This is a genomic window from Sporosarcina limicola, assembly GCF_014873855.1.
Lineage (GTDB): Bacteria > Bacillota > Bacilli > Bacillales_A > Planococcaceae > Sporosarcina > Sporosarcina limicola.
This window is the reverse complement of the sequence record NZ_JADBEL010000003.1, coordinates 1-20,101: the sequence shown is the minus strand read 5'-3', so window position 1 is coordinate 20,101 and position 20,101 is coordinate 1. Positions and strand designations below refer to the sequence as shown.

Annotated in this window: 19 protein-coding genes, 1 other RNA gene and 1 pseudogene; 4 read left to right on the top strand and 17 right to left on the bottom strand. The window is 40.3% G+C overall.

Annotation, left to right across the window (positions count from 1 at the left end):
- Window positions 1-77 precede the first annotated feature (77 nt).
- On the top strand, window positions 78-446 hold the full coding sequence (locus H4683_RS03680) for a DUF2500 domain-containing protein (protein ID WP_192597490.1): 369 nt from the start codon (window positions 78-80) through the stop codon (window positions 444-446).
- Window positions 447-515: 69 nt separating this feature from the next.
- On the opposite strand, the gene H4683_RS03675 is transcribed toward H4683_RS03680, so the two are convergent.
- From H4683_RS03675 to H4683_RS03645, 7 genes and pseudogenes are all read right to left on the bottom strand, one after another.
- Window positions 516-1,112 (bottom strand): AAA family ATPase, encoded by a 597-nt coding sequence (locus H4683_RS03675; protein ID WP_192597489.1) that lies wholly within the window; start codon window positions 1,110-1,112, stop codon window positions 516-518.
- 73 nt (window positions 1,113-1,185) lie between these two features.
- Window positions 1,186-1,578 carry an HI0074 family nucleotidyltransferase substrate-binding subunit gene (locus H4683_RS03670; protein ID WP_192597488.1) on the bottom strand — a complete coding sequence of 131 codons (393 nt, stop codon included), beginning with the start codon at window positions 1,576-1,578 and terminating at the stop codon, window positions 1,186-1,188.
- 86 nt (window positions 1,579-1,664) lie between these two features.
- Window positions 1,665-1,820, bottom strand: coding sequence for a nucleotidyltransferase family protein (locus H4683_RS22295; RefSeq protein ID WP_420826538.1), 156 nt, complete (start codon window positions 1,818-1,820; stop codon window positions 1,665-1,667).
- 92 nt (window positions 1,821-1,912) lie between these two features.
- Complete coding sequence (locus H4683_RS03660) at window positions 1,913-2,839, bottom strand: lysylphosphatidylglycerol synthase domain-containing protein (RefSeq protein WP_192597487.1); 927 nt, start codon at window positions 2,837-2,839, stop codon at window positions 1,913-1,915.
- Between the two features lie 206 nt (window positions 2,840-3,045).
- Window positions 3,046-3,924: a patatin-like phospholipase family protein gene (locus tag H4683_RS03655; protein WP_192597486.1), complete on the bottom strand. Its 879-nt coding sequence runs from the start codon at window positions 3,922-3,924 to the stop codon at window positions 3,046-3,048.
- A 115-nt stretch (window positions 3,925-4,039) separates the two neighbouring features.
- Window positions 4,040-4,572, bottom strand: a pseudogene (locus H4683_RS03650) (GNAT family N-acetyltransferase).
- A 293-nt stretch (window positions 4,573-4,865) separates the two neighbouring features.
- Window positions 4,866-5,495 carry an HD domain-containing protein gene (locus H4683_RS03645; protein WP_192597485.1) on the bottom strand — a complete coding sequence of 210 codons (630 nt, stop codon included), beginning with the start codon at window positions 5,493-5,495 and terminating at the stop codon, window positions 4,866-4,868.
- Window positions 5,496-5,634: 139 nt separating this feature from the next.
- Here H4683_RS03645 and H4683_RS03640 point away from each other — a divergent pair, with 139 nt between their 5' ends.
- Window positions 5,635-5,844, top strand: coding sequence for a cold-shock protein (locus tag H4683_RS03640; RefSeq protein WP_192597484.1), 210 nt, complete (start codon window positions 5,635-5,637; stop codon window positions 5,842-5,844).
- 146 nt (window positions 5,845-5,990) lie between these two features.
- Window positions 5,991-6,380: a ribonuclease HI family protein gene (locus tag H4683_RS03635; protein WP_192597483.1), complete on the top strand. Its 390-nt coding sequence runs from the start codon at window positions 5,991-5,993 to the stop codon at window positions 6,378-6,380.
- A gap of 27 nt (window positions 6,381-6,407) precedes the next feature.
- On the opposite strand, the gene H4683_RS03630 is transcribed toward H4683_RS03635, so the two are convergent.
- The 10 genes from H4683_RS03630 to H4683_RS03585 all read right to left on the bottom strand — a co-directional run bounded on the left by H4683_RS03630 (window position 6,408) and on the right by H4683_RS03585 (window position 18,991).
- On the bottom strand, window positions 6,408-6,998 hold the full coding sequence (locus H4683_RS03630; protein ID WP_192597482.1) for a metallophosphoesterase family protein: 591 nt from the start codon (window positions 6,996-6,998) through the stop codon (window positions 6,408-6,410).
- 36 nt (window positions 6,999-7,034) lie between these two features.
- Window positions 7,035-7,856, bottom strand: a complete 822-nt coding sequence (locus tag H4683_RS03625; protein WP_192597481.1) for a sulfurtransferase — start codon at window positions 7,854-7,856, stop codon at window positions 7,035-7,037.
- 18 nt (window positions 7,857-7,874) lie between these two features.
- Window positions 7,875-11,465, bottom strand: a complete 3,591-nt coding sequence (locus H4683_RS03620) for a dynamin family protein (protein WP_192597480.1) — start codon at window positions 11,463-11,465, stop codon at window positions 7,875-7,877.
- Between the two features lie 16 nt (window positions 11,466-11,481).
- On the bottom strand, window positions 11,482-12,960 hold the full coding sequence (locus H4683_RS03615; RefSeq protein WP_192597711.1) for a carboxypeptidase M32: 1,479 nt from the start codon (window positions 12,958-12,960) through the stop codon (window positions 11,482-11,484).
- A 127-nt stretch (window positions 12,961-13,087) separates the two neighbouring features.
- The gene (locus tag H4683_RS03610; protein WP_192597479.1) at window positions 13,088-14,998 is read right to left on the bottom strand and encodes an ATP-dependent DNA helicase; all 1,911 of its coding nucleotides are present in this window, start codon (window positions 14,996-14,998) and stop codon (window positions 13,088-13,090) included.
- Window positions 14,999-15,062: 64 nt separating this feature from the next.
- A complete protein-coding gene (locus H4683_RS03605; protein ID WP_192597478.1) occupies window positions 15,063-16,190 on the bottom strand; it encodes a THUMP domain-containing class I SAM-dependent RNA methyltransferase in 1,128 nt (375 codons plus the stop codon).
- Between the two features lie 177 nt (window positions 16,191-16,367).
- Window positions 16,368-16,766, bottom strand: an RNA gene (rnpB, locus tag H4683_RS03600) — RNase P RNA component class B.
- 73 nt (window positions 16,767-16,839) lie between these two features.
- The gene (gene gpsB / locus H4683_RS03595; RefSeq protein WP_192597710.1) at window positions 16,840-17,142 is read right to left on the bottom strand and encodes a cell division regulator GpsB; all 303 of its coding nucleotides are present in this window, start codon (window positions 17,140-17,142) and stop codon (window positions 16,840-16,842) included.
- 72 nt (window positions 17,143-17,214) lie between these two features.
- On the bottom strand, window positions 17,215-18,498 hold the full coding sequence (locus H4683_RS03590) for a ribonuclease H-like domain-containing protein (RefSeq protein WP_192597477.1): 1,284 nt from the start codon (window positions 18,496-18,498) through the stop codon (window positions 17,215-17,217).
- The gene (locus H4683_RS03585) at window positions 18,488-18,991 is read right to left on the bottom strand and encodes a Zn-binding domain-containing protein (protein ID WP_192597476.1); all 504 of its coding nucleotides are present in this window, start codon (window positions 18,989-18,991) and stop codon (window positions 18,488-18,490) included. The genes H4683_RS03590 and H4683_RS03585 overlap by 11 nt, the downstream gene beginning before the upstream one ends.
- Before the next feature lie 487 nt (window positions 18,992-19,478).
- Here H4683_RS03585 and H4683_RS03580 point away from each other — a divergent pair, with 487 nt between their 5' ends.
- Window positions 19,479-19,979, top strand: coding sequence for an Ltp family lipoprotein (locus tag H4683_RS03580; RefSeq protein WP_476715132.1), 501 nt, complete (start codon window positions 19,479-19,481; stop codon window positions 19,977-19,979).
- Window positions 19,980-20,101 lie beyond the last annotated feature (122 nt).

Below are 20,101 nucleotides of genomic sequence, written 5' to 3'. Positions count from 1 at the left end.
TGCTATTCTGAAACCTTTTTCACCCAACCTACGTATATTAAGTTAAGAGTTAAATTAAAATATAAGGGGGCTTACATATGTTTTCACCTTTTGGGGATTCCATGTTTACAATTATTCCTGTCTTTATCGGCATAGTGGCCATTATTATTTTCGGTGTCATCATTTTCGCAATTGTGAAAGGCATCGGTGAATGGAGTTCGAATAATGACTCTCCCCAACTGACAGTACCTGCCACTGTCATTACCAAAAGAACCAAAACCTCTGGTGGAAGGGGAGACTCATCGGCAAGTACATCGTATTACGTCACATTTCAAGTCGAAAGTGGAGATCGTATGGAACTTAGAGTGAAAGGATCCGAATACGGCATGCTTGCTGAAGGCGATTTTGGAATGCTCGCCTTCCAAGGTACTCGTTATCTTGAATTCAAAAGAGGTATAAGTGAATAAACACTATAAATCAGGCACCGAAACATGTAACTTTGTTTCGGTGCCTGATTTTTTTTAGTCAAATGAAAATTACTTAAACCAACCGATCTCCTTCATTTTCACAATAAGTCGTTCGTAACTTTTCCTGTACTTTGAACGGTAGTCCCGCTCTAATTTAACACCGGCCTGCTTTGCTATCATTTCAACAACTTCGTCGATAGACATCGAATCCGTCTGAATATGTTCTTTGAACGTTTCCTTTGCTAAGCTACTAAGTCGTTGTTCCATTTGCTTATAAGCCCACGATTTTTTACCTTCAAATCGTTTCCAAAGTCGTTTTTGGACTGTCTCTTCTGAGGCTGATAATGTAAAGTGTTTGACTTCCACTTCATTTGCTCTTAATCTACCAACGATCTCCTCAAAATAGTTTTCATCCGTCAACGTCATTGGGACGATAATCGTTCCTTCAAATTGTTCTGTAATTTGTTTCAATAAAGCATAATTGGCTTCGCGCCATAATGGATAGTCTTGAAAATCAGCTTTTGAAATTTCTTTCGGAACGTTTGCCATAAACACATAACCAAATCGTTCCGGATCGTATACAAAGGAATTTTGCAGTCTTTTTTGTAACTCATAGGCTGCTGTCGTTTTACCTGAACCAAACGTCCCGTTAATCCAAATGATCAATAAAGGATACCTCCTTGTGTTAAGTCAATTTATATTCATGAATAAAGATTCCATCTCCTCACGAAGTAATGATTTACACTTTCCGTTCAATTCTTCCAATCCAATTGGCTAATAGTGGGAAATATGATTTTATATTTGAATGGATTTTAATAGCTAATTCCTCGTTGTACGTATGTACTGTGAGATTTCTATCATTCGCCATTTGCAAGGCAAGAATCGTTTCTTCATCATCGAATAAATTCGTTTCGCGACAGCTTCTAATGACCCCCTTAGGTGATCCAACATCAATGCCCTCCACATCAAATAAATACTGTTTCGCAGCTTTCCAACATGCTTCGAATGTGAATTCAAATCGTTGTATAGATGCATCTCTTTCTACATCATTTGGTTGTTCTAATACAACCAGTTGTCCCAACGCGTCCAATACCTTTTTTGCTGATTTTATGCGTTCATGAAGTCTTTCCAAACGATTCCCTCCCTTTTCACATTTTGAATAAGTGCAGAGCTTGCTTCTTTCAAATTAACGATATCTACATGGTATGGAATGGTGGATTATTCCACCTTGTCCTGTAAATTCAACCATTTCAAAGGGGAAAGATAGCCGGAAGCTTCAACAGCTATATCTATATCAGAGCTTTGTCTTTCTTCATTTCGTGCCCATGAACCGAATAAATAAACTTTTATATTTTCACCAGCGAGTGCCTCAATTACAATTTTTTTAAATCAATTAAGATTTCCTGATGCAATTCTTCATTTGTCACCATTTCTTCCCGCCTCCTTGTTATACCACAGAAAACAACTTACTTTTCAACTCCCTCTCGCCTTCCCAAATACTCTTGTACGAAAAAGAGTGTTGCTGATAAGAAAGGAATTACAAAGTAACCCATTCGATACATAAAAAGCAGAACAAGTATTTTCTCATCTGGTATCTCTAAACTCTGTGTACCCCATAGAAAGACTAAGTCAAATGAGCCAATCCCTCCTGGAATCATACTAACGATACCCGCACACGAAGCGATCAAAAAGATAGGTATTAAACCAGCAATCCCAATCGGAATATTCAACACGATTGTTAAGAACCAAATGAATAAAAATATAGCGACCCACTCGAATAAAGAGACCCCAACAAGTTTCACAGCAATCTTGCTGTTTAGGGGTGTAGCATTTTTTCTATTTTGCAGCATATAGAACAGTAAAAATAACGGCAAATATAAACACACAATTATAACCGCGAACAGTAACCATTTCGTGTCGGTAAGCAAAGGAGCATCTCTATAAATAAACAATACAAGCCAGGACAATAGAGAAATTCCTGTTAGGTAGAATAACGTGACGGAAGCAATATTTTTTAATATCCCCGATTTTTCTGCTCTATATTTTGAAAAGAAATAATTTCTTAACATTAACCCAACAATACCACCAAAACCGATAATATTTGAAAACGTGTTGACGATAAAGGAATATCGAATTAATTTTCTTGCCTTCATTTGAATTCTCAATAGCCTCATTAATACGATGTCATATAAGAACATGGGTGTGATGGCACAAAAGGAAAATATAAGTATAAGTACGACTTTCCATTGTTGCAATTGACTTACTTCAACTCGAAGAAGATTAATGTCCATTCCTCTTATGGATCTCTGAATTTCAAAAATCGCCAAGATCATTAATAATAATGGGAAAAATACTTTCAGGACATTCATTAGCTGTTTTTTACGATTTTTCAACAAAAGTACCCTCATTTCTACAAATCACATTAAAATGCGAAACCATATGGATTTCATTATTATGTATAGCATCATTATACCCCTCAATAAAGATAAAAACCCAAGTAGTTCCAAACACACAAAAACAGCCATAGTCTTAGATGGCTGTTTTTCATTATAGCCTACTACTGTTTCAGTTTGAAATTTAAGATGTAGAATAATCTATATCACCAGGTTTTGAGAAATTGAACAGTACGACTTCGGCCTTTTTCCATCAACGAATCTTTTGCTTCTTCGTCAAGATCAAACTGTGTCGCGCTATAATCATCTACTGGAATGAAAATAATATCTTTTTCACTTTTCCGGGAAATGTACTTTTCATCATGTGCATTTTTCATTGTAGTAAAAAGTGCTTCGAATAAGTTTAATCCATTATTAATCTTAAAGCCTGGACGTTCTTCCTGCCGACGACTTAGTTTCAAACCAAGGACTGGACGATCTTTTTTTCCATCTGGTTTGTCAAATATCCATATTGGAAAATTGCTCAATACCCCGCCATCAACGACAATCGTCTCACCTGATCCAACTTTCAATCGGACCGGTTCAAAGAAAAATGGAATTCCGCAACTCATACGTAAAGCACGAGCGATTGGAAAACTTTCCGCTACTAGTCCATATCTCTCTAAATCATCAGGCAGAACAATCATCTTTCCATTCGTCAAATCTGAGGCAACGAGCTTCAATTTCCCTTGCGGCAGGTCAGAAAATGTATAGACACCTTTCGCTGCCAACTTTTCCAAAAACCAATTTTCTAGGGCTTTACCTTGGTATAGACCAAGCCTCCAGTAAAGATGAAGCCATTTCATAAATGGAAATGGCAGGATTGTTTTGCGAGGATCAAGAAGAACTTGAAAATCCTGCTCACTCAGCATCTCTTCAATTTCCTTACTCGAATAGCCAGCAGCTATGAAACACGCCAGGATTGCCCCTGCACTGGTTCCGGCAACTCGTTGAAAGCGATAGCCCTGTTCCTCCAACACTTGATACGCACCGACCAACGCAAATCCTTTTAATCCTCCTCCAGAAAACACTCCATCTATTAACAATTTAGAATCTCTCCCTTTTTTCGCATTGTTACACTGTAGGAGAAATAGAGAGAGATTAGAACTGGAGATTGATCAGAGCTTGCGAAAGATTGTTTCGTGGTAATTCAGAACAGTCCTATCGATGTTTCTTTTGTTCTCGATTCTTATAGTAGATTAGGAAATCAGTCCATTTCTCATCCTCATATGAAAATGATTCTCTAGTGCATTCATAGCGGAAACCGGCACTTTCAGCCAACCTTTTGGACGGTTCATTGTCTACATTAATATGTAGTTCTATTCTATGGAAATCCAATTCATTAAAAAATAACTCACTTGTCGCTTTGACACTTTCTTTTCCGTAGCCTTGCTGAAAATATTGATTATGTATAGAGTAGCCCATCATCGCCCAGTCATAATCCCTACGAAGAATTGTGCTTAATTCAACTTTACCTATGTTCACACCGTCTTCTTTTCTAAAAATCCCGAGGATATACATGTCATCTTTGTCGGCTGCTACGTTAAATCCTTGAATCCAGTCAACAAACCATTCTTTGGTATACACATCGGAATTTCCACTATAACCATCATCATACTTGTGTTGCGACGGTAACCTATTATTAAATCCTGTACTCCATTGATTATAATCATCGTTTTAAACGGTCGTATGATAAGACGTTTGGTTTCAATAAATAGTTTCTACTTCACCGTTTTACTCCCCAAAAAAATAATTATTTTAATTTGTTAAATGTCTACATTTTGAAGCTATATACTCGGCACTTAACATCTGGAAAAATAGAGTTCCTGTAGCCCCACTTCGTCGCTTGGTGATGGCCTCCCGCAATAAGCCTGATAGAAAACCACTATCAGTCTCATTGCTTCGGCTCACACTTGTCGCTCCTGCGCTAGATTTGTTCATTGTACCGGTGAATTCTAGATTAATAATGCCGAATATATAGACAAAATCACAATCCGACTTCCTTGTTCAATTGCTCCAAAAAGCCAACCATAAATTCGTGTCTCTCCTGTGCAATTCTTTTCCCTTCAGACGTCACCATTAAGTCTTTCAATAATAGCATTTTCTCATAAAAATGCGTAACAGACGTTGTATTTTTGGTTCGGTATTCTTCCTCTGTCATGCCCATTCTTGCTTGCTCGCCTGAGTCATACAATTTTCTTCCCCTTGCACCGCCGAAAGCAAATGTGCGTGCAATCCCGATTGCGCCAATTGCATCAAGCCTATCCGCATCACGAACGATGGCCCCCTCGATGGATGTCAACTCCTTCGCATTGCCTCCGCTAAATGACACACATTCTATACAAGACACTACCTTCTTTGCCAATTCTTCATTAGCTTCGATTTGTTGTAGAATTTCAGCAACGGAAGGATTTTCATCTGATTTGTATTTCGCATCATCAATATCATGTAAAAGAACGGCTAGAAGGACAACTTCCCTATTTACGGACGATTCCTTGGCCATTATTTCGTGCGCATTTTTCAGTACACGTTCGATGTGTGCGAAGTCGTGACTTGCATCGAATTTATTGTAAACCTCTTTAACGCTATTTTTGCATTTATCATATAGGGTTTGCATGCAATCTCTCCTCTTTTTTCACTGTAAAATGCGTCTGAAAATTTAGGCATTCAATTGACGTTCCTTGTCGATTCGTGTATAGTTTAATGCATCCATGCACTAGATGGATGGGACATCGAATCGCCGAGGAGGAGTTTACATGTACCAGGGAAAAGTGAAATGGTTCAGTAACGATAAGGGCTATGGTTTCATCGAAGCGGATGACGGAGAAGATGTGTTCGTCCACTTTACCGGTATTGTATCAGAAGGCTTTAAATCGCTCGATGAAGGGCAAGCCGTATCCTTTGAAATCACTGAAGGAAATCGCGGTCCTCAGGCAGCGAATGTCTTAAAACTCGGAGATGAATGATTGATAAGCACATCCCGCTGGCGCCTAATGCCACGGGATATTATTTTGTGTTTTTATTCACAACAACTTCCAATCGACATAATTCATTCATTCTAATATGCATTGCAATCTGATGCAACTAACTAAATTTATTGAGGTGATAACAGTTGCTTGAATTATACGTAGATGGAGCGAGTGCTGGAAATCCAGGGAAAAGTGGAATTGGCATTTTTATAAAGGGTGAAGGCCATCATTTGAAATTTTCAGAGTCGATTGAACCAACCGATAACCATTCGGCCGAATTCCAAGCGCTATTGCGCGGAGTTGAGGAAGCAGCTAAACTAACAAACGGTATCGTTTCAGCCCGTTCTGATTCACAATTAGTTGTTAGAGCAGTAGAAAAAGAATTTGTTAAAAATGAAATTTATAGCGAATATCTTTCAAAAATTATTGCCATCACTAAAACGTTTGATTTGTTTTTCATCAAGTGGATTCCAGATAATGAAAACCGTTCGGCAGACGCACTTGCGAGAGAAGCAATCCATAAAAAAGACTGAAGGAAATTCACTCTTCAGTCCATTTTATCAAGCCTTTATAAATGTTACCGTATCATCTGCCGAGTTATACAACACCCACTCACAATCCTGAACAACAGCCCCTACATTGACGAGAATCTTATCACCTGCGACTTCATAGGGCACGTTGAATTCAATTTCTTGCGGGATTCCATTGCGAGATAACGCTGAAGTATGACTATGACCGTAAAAAACGAGGGATCCCGAAACATCTGCGCGTATCAGCGCCCACGGTTCTCCACCCCACTCCCACTGATGACCATGGATGACTTTTGAGTGGCCTATTTCAAACGTTTCCGGCAATAAGGCCAGTTTTTCACGTAGTGGATCTTCTGTTTCTGTTATCGCTAGAATACGCTCTTCCTGATTGCCATTTACGGATTCAAACGTCAACAATTCTAAAAAATCTTCAGGTAGTATCATGACATCTTCAAGCTTCGTATATTTTTTATCCGTGATATCCTTTTTACTAATGATGCATTCAAATAAATCTCCAGTTCCGATTCGAACAGCATCTGGTGTTTTATCCGAAATATCCGCAAGCACTTTTTCTAAATCTTCTTTAGATGAATGAATATCTCCCAGAATCGCGTACTCCATTTTTACTGCCTCCAGAATGATATATCTTACTAATCCTCAGCCTTTATCCACTTCTACATTTTCTCTCGAAATCCAATCACTGTAACTACCCACGTATAAGCGTACATTCTCAAAACCATTATGTGTGAGCATCGCGTAAAGAGGCGCTGCGGTCACCCCACTACCACAATAGACGGTTACCTCTTCGGCAGGGTTCATAGTGTTCGTCAACTCTATCTTTACAGAGTCATCCATTCGATAGAGACCCTCTTTTTTCAGACGGTCCCAGTCAAAGTTCAACGCCCCTGGTATCCGTCCTGCAATTGGATCAATTGCCTCTGTTTCACCGCGATATCGTTCTGCTGAACGCGCATCTACTAAAGTACTAGCCGCTTCACCCGCAACTATTTTCTCAACGAACTCTCGGGATGCGTAAATATTTTCATCCCAAATAGGCACTACAGAAGTTTGAATGAGGTTCGGAGTGGCATTGTCTACAGGAATTCCGATTTCTATCATCTTTTGAAATCCTTCAAGCGCAATAAAACTTTTTTTAAAACCTGCATACTGCAAAAGCCACCAACCACGGGCTGCAAATGGACTTCCACCAGCATCGTAAACAACAATGTGATCATTAATTTCCAAGCCGCTCTCTCTGAATAGATCCGTTAACGCCTCTTTGTCTGGCATCGGATGTCTACCTTCCGATTTCGTCATATCGGATAAATCGCGCGAGAGATCCCAATACACTGAGCCCGAAACATGACTTTCCGAATAGTTCACTTTGCCTTGATTTATATCTTGCAATGAAAAACGGGTATCTATCCATTTGGTTTTACCGAACTCCACATCTTGTACAGAAACAAATACGTTAACCAATCAAATCAGCTCCTTCGATTAAAGTTTCACTTTCCCGTATACCTCACGCCATTCATCAAGGTGTTCAGTCCCTTCGAGCAAGGACTTTTCTAAAGCAAGCTGGCTTAGGCTTTCTTTCAGCAAATGTAATCTTAATCCTTCTGCCTCACCGTCAATCCAGCGATTAACCCAGTTTTCAACCTGCTCTTTTTCATTTCCAAGGTAAATAGAGGCGTCCTGCTTCAACAGTTCTTCAAGACGGTCTTTCAACACATCACGCTCCCCTTTTTCAAAGAACGCTTTTTGATTCTTGAATAATTTATTGACACTACCATAGACATTTGAATCTGCGTACGGGAATCCAAAAGTTAGCATATCGGCATCTTTAGCCTCATATGGAGAAGGAGCGATAGAACCATCTTTTTCATTCAATGACGAGATTTCAAGTCGCTGCCGTTCATTCAGCTGCTTTTTCATGAAGTTAAGCATACGTAAATTTGTTACTTTCAATTCTTGAGTCAAGTCGAACCCAATCATTTGTACAATTTCAGCAAGTGCTGCCGTTAAAGCATTATCCGCTGATTTATTAACAAAGGTGGATGGATTATAGGCCTCTTTGAAGAAATCACCGTAACGTAAAAACACACGTTGTAAGATATAGTAAATCAGTTCACTCAATTCATCGTGGGCAGCTTTCGTTAACACTTCAGCAAAGTTATATGTGAAATGTTGACGAATTTCTTCTTCCAACTTATTCAACTCTGTAGCTCTCTCCACTTTTCGTGTCCGATTCAGTTCAGTGCGGGAGATGAGCGCCGATAGCCGTTCAATCGTTTTCACGGTTTCTTCTTCAAGTACTTGCACCGCAATCCCTTTTAAATCACGTTCAAGGAAATCATGGAATTCCTCTTCAAAAGGTGCCATAAACTGATCTTTACGCTGCTGCACTTTTGCTTCAAGTGCCCGCAAACTTGAAATACCATGGACTCTTGGATTCCGGATACCGAATTTCTGTAGTTCATCCCCAACAAACGTTTTAACTGCTTCTGCCTCTTCTTCATTGGAAGCGAGGTCAATCGCATTGACAATAAAAAACATTTTATCAAGTTCGAATGCATCTTTCACCCGTCCTAGCTGGACAAGGAACTCACGATCCGCCCTAGCAAATGCATGATTATAATAGGTGATAAACAAAATTGCATCGGCGTTACGGATATACTCAAATGCAACGTCCGTGTGACGCGCATTTATAGAATCTGCCCCAGGTGTGTCTACAAGGGTTATTCCTTTACGTGTTAATTCGCAATCATAATAGAAATCAATCGAATCGACGAAACAACTTCGATCTTCCTCAGCGACGAATTTGACGAATTCATCCCGCTCTACTTTAATAATTGTGCCGAGTGCATCCCGGTACGTCGGATACCCTTTTTTAAACGCACTGATAAATGCTCTATGAACATGAAGACTCTCATTACTCACTTCAGCATCTAATGCCTCATCCACTTTTTGGAAGGCTTCTTGTAGTGAACTAGCCACAATGCCTATCGCTTCGAATGAACGAACAACATCTTCTGTCATCCGCTCTTCTGTTTTCACAACAACATCGGCAGTGCCACTTTCCTTGCCCTCAGAAATCGGCCGGATACGATTGATGGTAGCAGTTGTGGGATTTGGTGAAACAGGTAATACTTTTTCTCCAATCAACGCATTTGAAAATGATGATTTTCCAGCACTAAAAGCCCCGAACAATGCGACTGTGAATTCTTGACCATCAAGCCGCCCCGCTTTCTTCCGTAGGTATTCAGCCGTTTCCATGAAGCCCGGTATAATTTCAACCGCATTCGCGACATGGACTGCTTGACTGACAACTGCTTCCCAATCTGTTGTATCGGAATCCCTGGGTTGCTGACTATTTTTTTCTTGCTGCTCGACTTTATGTTCCACAATCAATTCAACCTGTTCTTCATCGAATTCGATTAGTTGAAGTTTTTCCTGTGTCGTCCACTGTTGAAGCAGCATCGTACGTCCTTCATTAATTTCCTTCGAAGGATTTAAAATTTCATGTTCAATCTTCGCTACTTGTTCTTCGATTTCCTCGACTTGTCTGATTGCATGCAGTTTTTCATTCAACCGACGCAATTTCTGCTCAAGCATACCGGCATTGTCGTTCCCTGCTTTTGATACGATGAGTGACATTCCATGTTTCCAATCATCCGTCATCCGTCTGAAAGTAGTTTGGATTGTCGCTTTCATCCGTTCAGAATAGTTAAGGACAGTATCGCCTGTAATGACATCTGACACGTTGAATTCTTTTTCAATCGCATCAAATGGTACAGTCATATCCATGCCGTCGATTGCAAGCGACCGTTCATCCGATAAAACGCCTGCTTCTTTCAATGTTTTCTTCATAAGTGATTTCAAATGGACTTCAATTTGGGCATGGACTAGCTGACCGATATTTTCCATAAGTACATTTTTCCGACGCAACTTTTCATCGGCTGTTTTTTTCGCACCAAATAATAGCCCTACTTTGAAGCGAGATGACAGCGATTCTAAATGATTTTTCAATAGGTCACGCGTTTCATACGGCGTAATTGCAGCGCCTTCAAGAAGACTATTTCGACTTTCTTCAAATGCATTGGAAAACGCATCTCCCGATAAGAGCGTAAGCATTTTTTTCGATTCGGAAGCCGCCTCTTGAAGTTCATTTGTCATAGCCCATTCATCTTCCAAAACGATTTCCGAATATGTATTTTTCCGCTCTTCAATCTCTTCATTCAAAAACTGAATATGTTCGTCCTTCAGTTTCAATACTGTCTGTTTGACGTTACTGATGAAATGCGTTTGCCAATTTTCCATTGAGCCATCGATAATTGATTTTACTTCTTTGAAATCATTATAAGGATGCTCCATGTCTTTCAATGAAGTGTAGAATATTCCTTTTGGAACTACACCCCACATGCTGAAAGATTCTTCAACTGACTTTTTGAAATCAGCAAATAGCAATTCGCTGTCTTGATGTTTGTCAATCTGATTGATGATTAAATAGACGTTATCGTTATAACGCAATAACTCTTTCGTGAAACGGAAATTCAATTCCGACTGGACATGGTTGTAATCCATTGTATAAAAGACGAGATCTGCGAGATGAAGGGCCGATTCTGTTGATAGTCTATGAGTGTCATCTGTCGAATCGACTCCAGGCGTATCCATGACAGTGATTCCTTCGGGCAAGTTAGAAGCGCTATGGCCAATTTCAACAAGCGATACAGCTACACCATCCTTGCTGAAGGATTTAACAGCAGCCGGGAAGCCGTGGCCTCCGTATTTCACTGCTGTACCATCCGTGCGATGAATAATGGCATAATCTGTGTCAGCCTTAAGCACTTTCACGATATTAGCACTTGTCGGGATCGGACTAGAGGGCAACAAATCTTGCCCTGTCAACGCATTAATCATTGACGATTTACCGGCAGAAAAATGACCGGCAAATCCGATTGTATATTCTTTATCTATGAGTTTTTTCGCGAATAGGGTTGTTTTTTGAAAACGTTCCTCATCATTATTCAGTTTAAAAATCTGACCGCATGTTGCAGCTTGTTGCAGATAGTCATCCAATTCTGGCATTTATGTTTCGATCCCTTCACAAATTATAGAGTTTTGTGTACTTGTCAAATAAATAATCGGCTAGGTATTTTGCATTTAGCCCTTCCCCTGTCGCATCCTGAAGAATTTCAAGTGGCTTCTTCAATTTCCCGAACCTATGAACATGCTCAGTTAACCAATCAAGGATTGAGTGGAATTCCCCTCTTAGGCAAAGCTCATCGAAATTAGGAATATCTTTTAGCATCGCAGCTTTAAACTGTGCTGCGTACATAAATCCTAAGGCATACGACGGGAAATATCCGAACAAACCCGCTGACCAATGAACATCCTGGAGTACGCCTTCACCATCATTTTCAGGACGGATACCAAGATATTCTTCGTATTTATCACCCCAAACTTGTGGTAAATCCTTCACTTCAATATCACCATTAAATAATCCTTTTTCAATTTCATAGCGAATCATTATATGAAGTGCATACGTTAATTCGTCTGCATCAAGTCGAATGAGAGACGGTTTCGAAAAGTTAATTGCACGTAGAAAATCATCCAATGGAACATTTTCAAACTGTTCGGGTGAATGTTTTTTCATCAAATCAAAATTGTACTTCCAAAAGTTTTCATTATGTCCAATAAACTTTTCATAGAACAGTGATTGTGATTCGTGGATTCCCATTGACGTTCCATCAGCTACTGGAAGACCCTCTAGTTCCAAATCGATATTTTGTTCATACAAAGCATGCCCACATTCATGGATTGTGCCAAAAATTGCAGAACGGAAATCATTTTCAGCATATCTCGTCGTAATACGAACATCACGAATAGTAATGCCCAGCGCAAATGGGTGAACCGTTTCATCCAAACGGCCCGCTTCAAAGTCAAAGCCGAGTTGCTTCAAGATTTCATGACTAAATACTTTTTGATTTTCTTTCGGGAATTGTGCGAATAAGAAAGATGTATCTGGCTGATTATTCTTTTCGGAAATCTTCTTCACCAGCGGTACAATCGTTTCTTTCAATTGACCAAACACTTCATCAATAATGTCCGTTGTCAATCCAGGTTCGTATTTATCGAGAAGTGTGTTGTATGGATTCCCATCTTTCACACCCCAATAATTTATCAGGTTTTTAGTAGATGAAATCATATTTTCAAGATAAGGGAGGAACATTTCAAAATCCACTTTATCTTTCGCTTCTTCCCATACCGACTCAGATTTCGAGCTAAGGACAACGTATTCTCGGTATTCGTCAGCAGGGATTTTTTTACTTTGGTCAAATTCCTCTTGCACCACTGCAACTGTTTTTGCCATGACCGGATCGAGCGATTCCATCCTGTCTCCTAACTTCTTGAGATAGCCTTCCATTTCTTCGGACACACTCATCTTAAAAAGTTCAGATGACAATGTACCAACCGCTTCCGACCTTGTGGAAATCCCTTTTTTCGGTGCACCTGTACGCATATCCCAGTACATAATATTCAATGCTTCCGAATAAGCGCTCATCTTTTTTAATAATGCCATGAATTTTTCTTCTGTTGTCAAAATAGTTCCCCCTTTGATAATTGAGTGGTCTTTATTTTACCATAATCAAGTTAACTTCTATATACCCGGAAAGGCTTTCCCTTAAAATAAGGAAAGCCTTTCGCTGTTAAACTGTCATTTTCATTTTGACTGGGAAGACCCCTTCAATTTCAGACTTCATCGCCTGCTCATCGCCTTCAAGCAATAAATGAATAGTTCCTGAATCAGCAGATGTCCGGATTAGACGCCCAGCACCTTGACGTAGTCTAAGTAGCATGAACGGCAAATCTACCTCGCGGAACGGATCAGTCGCATGTTTTCTTCTTGCGTCAAACAGTGGATCCGCAGGTGGGAACGGCAAGTCATGGATAATAACACGCGTTAGTGCATCCTGAGGGATATCGAGTCCTTCCCATAAGTGATACGAACAAAGGACCGATACTTTCTGTTCTTGGAAGTCACGGACTATTGAAGACAGTTCTCTTTCACCCTCAAAAGCAATACGCCCTGCCCAGGCTACCGGTACTTGTGCTTTGAATTGATTCATCGCATATTCCGATTTGAACAAGATAAGCGTCTGCTTATCATCTTCAAGCAATTCAAGTACTTGTTGTGCTTTCCCACCCTGCTCGACATCTGTCGCAAACACTTCCATTACTTCATCATAGTCAAATGGCGAATCCACAGAAAACGAGAGGAAGTCTTGAATTCCAAGTCCATCTGCCAAGTAAGAGAAATCTTCTCCAATCGATAATGTTGCAGATGAAAAAACAATTGGCGTTTTTGATGAAAATAATTTTTCTCTTAAAATATCAGTCACAAGACGTGGCATAATAACAAGCGTTGTCTCGCCACCGCGATCTTCAAGCCAATCAACTGCATCATTTTCAGATGTAAATAATTCCATAGAAAATATATATTGATCGAGATATTCTTCAACAATTTTCAAATCATATTCTGGGATGATATACAATTCTGCATCGAAAACAAATTCTTCAAGCAGCGCATTCGAAAACTTCACCGCATCTTTGCCGATACCAAGAAGTTCCGGTGCTTTTTCAATTGCTTTTCGTTCATTAATTGTCGTATCCGCATATTCATCAAGTAATTTGAAAAAAGCATCATGCGTTTCGATTAAGTTTTCCATCAATTGAAGCGTCTTATCCCTAATGCCGTCAACCATAATGCGTTCAAGCAATTTCAACAATGTGCTACTCTGCACTTCGTAAGTCAAAGCCCTTTGCGCTGAATATTCAAGAAGATGCCCTTCATCGAATACAATCATCGATACTTCCGGTAATAAAGGCAATTGCCCTTGACGTTTACGTGAATCCTTCGTCCAAATATGTTCCATATAGAAGTCATGTGAACAAATAATGATTTCCACTGCCTCGCGATAATGATTCCTGTGAATCGTCTGTCCGCATCGATTCCGAACATCACAGGCCTCACATTGCTGAATCGGATGGAAATTCACCGATTTCCACTGTTCGTCACTTAGTTCGGGATAATCCGACCGTTCACCATAGGGCCGAATTGATTGCAGTGATGCGTTGCCGTGAACGAATTCTGGAAGGCTATCTTGAACGATATCCATATAATCATCGTCAATCGTATTATTCGCTTCTTCCAGGCGCTTCAAACAAAGGTATTGGTCTCTTGCTTTCGCAAGGCGGACATCAATATCCAAATCCAACGCTTCACTTATTTTACGGATGTCACCGTCTTGTTTCACAAGTTGGTTGATGAGCGTTTCATCGGCACATGAGATAAGTGCCGGTTTTCCGGTATAACGTGCATAGGCAATTGCCGGAAGTAAATAAGCAATTGTTTTGCCGGTCCCGACTCCCGCTTCAGCGAAAAGAACCTTTTTATCTTTCAACGATTGCTCAATTTGAAACGCCATAAAAATTTGTTCATCACGACATTCGAAACCTTTTTCCGTTAAATCATCATATAATGTGTCCCCTATCCAATCGTTCAAAGAATCGTAGAACGATTTTTCTTTCGATAAAGGGAATGGCATTTTTTTCTTCATAAGACACTCCTCTCTGAAACACATGCAAAAGGAAGAGGAATATCCCTCTTCCGCACTTTTCTACTCATTGACGTCGTCCCCAGAACTGATGTAAATCCGTCCGAATGAACCCGTTAAACAACTTCCGCTTCTTCGTTGCTCGCTTGCCATACATCGTTTCGAAATTTTCTAATGAGGATAACATGTAAACTGACCAAGAAGGGTAATTTTTCATAACCTGTCCAAGTATTTGCGTGATATCCTCCGCGTCTTCAACTTCTCCAAGACGCTCACCGTATGGCGGATTTCCGACCATGACACCATTTATGCCATCCAGCTTCAAATCTCTCACATCACATTGTTCCCACTTGATTAAATCCATGAAACCGGCTTCCGCAGCATTTCCCTGCGCTATCGTAATCATTCTCGGGTCAAAATCATAACCAGTGATAGCAAGAGGCTGATCATATTTCGCAGTATCCTCTGCTTCTTCTCTTAACCGGTGCCAAATGGCTTTGTCAATCCACGGCCACTGTTCGCTCAAAAAATCACGATTATATCCTGGTGCGATGTTTTGTCCAATCATAGCTGCTTCTATCGCAATTGTTCCAGATCCGCAAAAAGGATCTACAAACGGCCGGTCCGGTTTCCAACGTGTCAACTTGACGAGTGCTGCCGCAAGTGTCTCTTTAAGCGGTGCATCCCCTTGTCCGATACGATATCCACGTTTATGCAAGCCCGTTCCGCTTGAATCGATTGTCAAAGTCACTTTATCTTTTAAAATTGATACTTCCAATTTATACATAGGGCCCGATTCATCAAGAAAACCGACTCTCTTATAAGCAATTTTCAACCGTTCGACAATCGCTTTCTTCACGATTGCCTGACAATCCGACACACTAAATAATGTCGACTTCACCGATTTTCCCGCAACTGGAAACGCTGCATCGACTGACAAAAATCGCTCCCATGGAAGTGCTTTTGTCTGTTCAAACAAATCATCAAATGTTTTTGCTTGAAACTCCCCTACAACGATTCTGACGCGGTCAGCCACACGAAGCCACATATTTGTTTTTACAATCGCCGACTCATCTCCATGGAAATAGACCTTGCCGTTTTCCGTCGTCGTTTTGAATCCAAGCTCTTTTACTTCATCCGCTACAATGGACTCGAGTCCCATTGCAGACGTCGCAACCAACTTATATTCACTCATACATTTCCAGCTCCAATTCAATCAACCATCTCAAACGGTTCTCTTTAATACGTAATCATTTATTTATATATATGTTCAAATTCCAAGCGTTTTAAACTTCTTGGACAATTTCCAAAAGAAAAGCTCTCCACAATAAATATAGGAGAGCATCAGTTAGTACAATAAAACCATAGGAAATTCGATAAGCCATGTTTTGTTCCCGAGTACTCAAACGGCTTACGCCTCGTACTTAGGGTGGTAATCATCTATCTACAGACAAGCGTCTGTTCCTTCATCAGTTCATTTCCTTCAGAAGAATGCCCCTACCATAATTTGGGTTTCTCACTCGTGGGGTTTACCGCGTTCCATTCGACCCGTTTCCGAGCCGACTACGTCACTGTGGCACTGTTCAGGGAACCTAATCCATATTCAACAAGGTAAACCTTCTCAAACTTAGGACTTATTCCCGCCGTCTACGCGCAAGCGCGAAGCCACGGCTTATTCTTTCGCCGAGCACGAACACTACGGTCATCTCAGAGCCGTGTGAGCATGGACTTTCCTCTACAACGTCAAGCGTTGCAGCGATTACCTAAATTAACACTATGGTATTGCTAGTATACCGCATCTTCACTTCATTTACAATATTGATGTTCACATTCTTGCTTAACTGTCACTCTTGATCGAAGAGCTTGCTACCAAATACATGCTTCTCCAGATTAGAAATCCGTTTTAATAAATCGAAGTTCGTCGTACCCGCACTTCCCGCCGATGGTCTTTTTTCAGCTGCCGTCAACTCTTCTTGCAACCTTGCATTTTCACTTCGTAACTCTAAAATTGTTTTTTTGAAAGCTTCATAATCATGGATGACATCGTCAAGGAAGAGATCGACCTCTTCTTGGCTGTAGCCACGAAGACCCGTCTTGAATTCTTTTTCAAGAATTGTTTTTGAATCTAGTTTTGTGTCCAATAAAATCGCCCTTCCATCTCTGTTTACATACGCCTAATTATAACATATGCTGTCCGCTCTTGTCCTATTAAATCGGATTTAGACTAGTTTTTTTGTCGGTTCATGCGCTTCCCCAGGAAATAATTTTCTTCGTATTCTTATTTCCCTTCTTAAGAAATTATCGCTCAATCGTTTCCGGAAATGTTCTGTTAATCTGGATTCCTCCCGTAAATGACGTTTCGCTTCTTTTGTAGACTCCAAAGCTTTCTCCAACTCTTTTACCTTATGCTCATACAGTTTTGCTAATTCCTCCAAAGCGATGATTCTTTCTCTGCCGTCAAGCCCTGTTGCAGCGATTGTAAACGAAGAAAGCGAGTCTATATAATTCTTCTCCCTTTTTAAAATGAACGCTAAATGAAAATGTGTCACAGGATGATGCAAACCAAATTCAGCGATGGAACTTTCAAGAATCAATTTACTTCTGTCATATGACTTCAAATCAGCAAACCATTTCCCAATATTCGTTTGCGTGATTGCCGATTCTGGATAATCCGTTTTTAATAATAAATCGGTAGACCGAATATAAAGTGCAACAAGTGAAAGGATATCCCATTCGTTATGTAAGAGTACTTTCATAAGGAGTTCGGGACGCCCATTTTTCACCGCATCTTGGTAGATAATCGGCGCCATATGTCCAGGAATATCCCCTTCCCGAAGAAAACCTAGTTTCTTTTCCTCAATGAGAGGCAATCGAAATGCGGCAATTTCACCTTTCCAAATCCTTCTCGACCCATGTAACAAGTCAATCTGGGTATGTTTCAAAAGAGGCGGTAGCATTTCCCTATTCATTGTCCACCGCGTTTCGACTTGTGGGATATCGAAACTTTTGCCGTTATACGTTACAAGTGTTGACGGCCTTTCCCATAGACCTGATGCGTAAAGAAAAGCTACTTCATGGTCGGGTCCGGGCAAGATATACTGGGTTAGTTTAAAAGAGGAGTCAGTCTGCTCGATGAAGCCCATCAGGAAAATCAATGTCCCCGCACCTTTAAGTCCGGTCGTCTCCGTATCGAAAAACAAGAGCCGTTGCGAAGAATCTGGTGCCAACGGATGATTTTCCCCAGATTTACGCCAGTCCTCTAACGTTGACTTTAGTCCAGACAGCGAGACGTTGCCATGCATATAATCCATATCGTAGTTAACAATTCGTTGATAGAAGATGCCATGAGAATTCAACTCTTTCGTCAAACCCGCAGCGAGCCATTCTTTTTCGTATGATGGTGGCAGTGGCAGAGTAGTTTCCTTTTTCGGCTCTACAACGACCTTGGCATCTGTCTTTTTAAGCAACTTTTTCATCTGCATCAGTTTCTGTTCATAAGACATTCCGTTCACCTCCCGCAAGAATTCCAAGGAGCGACCCAACATCTTGCTTCATCCCCATACCAGCTTCCTGTGCGCCGATGCAAACCGGACAACCCGATTCACAGCGGCAACCCGAAACATGTTCAGCCGCTTGTTTCAACAATGTTTCCCATCGTTCAAATAGCTTTTCACTTAACCCGATGCCACCCGGATAACTGTCATAAATAAAAATCGTAGGCTTCCCAGTATGAACTGCTTTAACCTGTAGAACAACATGGATATCCGTCCGATCACACCGCACAAAAAGTGGGATGAACGATTGGATTGCATAAGCGGCACCCGTCATCGCATCGGTTAGTCCCGCCCCCGTCCATCCTTTTTGAACATCGAACGTCAACCAGGTGGAAGTCGTATGCAATTCCTCTGCTGGCAATGAAATCCCACCAGAGCCGATATTGTCATGTGAGTAAAAACGTATTTTAATGAAGCATGTATTGAAGACATGAGAAAGCATGATTGTACCCACCTTTCTATTTATAAGGAATTTACGGTTAATCTTACATGAACTATTATAACAAAGAAGCAACTTACTTATTATAGAAGGTGACTGTTTTCTTTACCACAACAACCAATTATAGAAAGGCACAGTACGCCTATTTTCGCTTCGTCTTCCACAGATGATGAGTAACAGATAACTAATTACAGTTGTCTGTTTTTCTTTTACCCACATATAGCCAAATATCCTAATATGTCGTACTATAGAACTATCAGAATATATTGGAGGTTTAATTATGGATAATTTATTTTTAATCATTTTTGCCATCTCGATGTTTTCGCTTGCTTTTTTCGCCATACGAACAATCATTTCGGCAATCACAAATGATAATACAAAACGTAAGATACATTTAAAGCGGACTGGAATCTCGTTAGCTGTCATGTTCGTTTCGGTTGTCGGATTCGGCATCACTACTCCTTCCACAGAAAAAGAAGAGCCAAAAAAAATTGAAGTTGCAGCAGTCGATAAACCAGAAGAAGTTAAACCAGAATTAACGGAAGAAGATAAAGCAGAAATCGCGAAAAAAGAAGCAGAAGAAAAAGAAGCTGCTGAGTTAAAAGCAAAACAAGATGCAGAAGCTAAAGCTAAAGCGGAGGCTAAACAAAAAGCTAAAGAGGAAGCCAAGGCAAAAGAGGAAAGTGTCCCTAGGGAACATAAATCGGCGTTAAAGAAAGCGGAAACGTACGCGAAAACTATGCACATGTCAAAGGCAGGCATTTACGAACAGTTGACTTCTGAATATGGAGAGAATTTCCCTCCAGAAGCCGCTCAATATGCTATCGATAACTTTGTATTCGATTGGAAAGAAAATGCATTAAAAAAGGCACAAACATATGCAGAAACTATGAGTATGTCAGATTCGGCTATTTACGATCAATTGATTTCGGAATACGGGGAAAAATTCACTCCGAAAGAAGCGCAATACGCGATAGATAATTTAGAATAAGATAAAAAAGGCATCGCTCAATTAATTTGGCTCTTACGCTCATTTGGGGAAAAGGTCTATTCCGCTCCATTGCTAGAAGTTAATAGTATTAGAATATAATTATAGTTCATAAAGAACCCTGT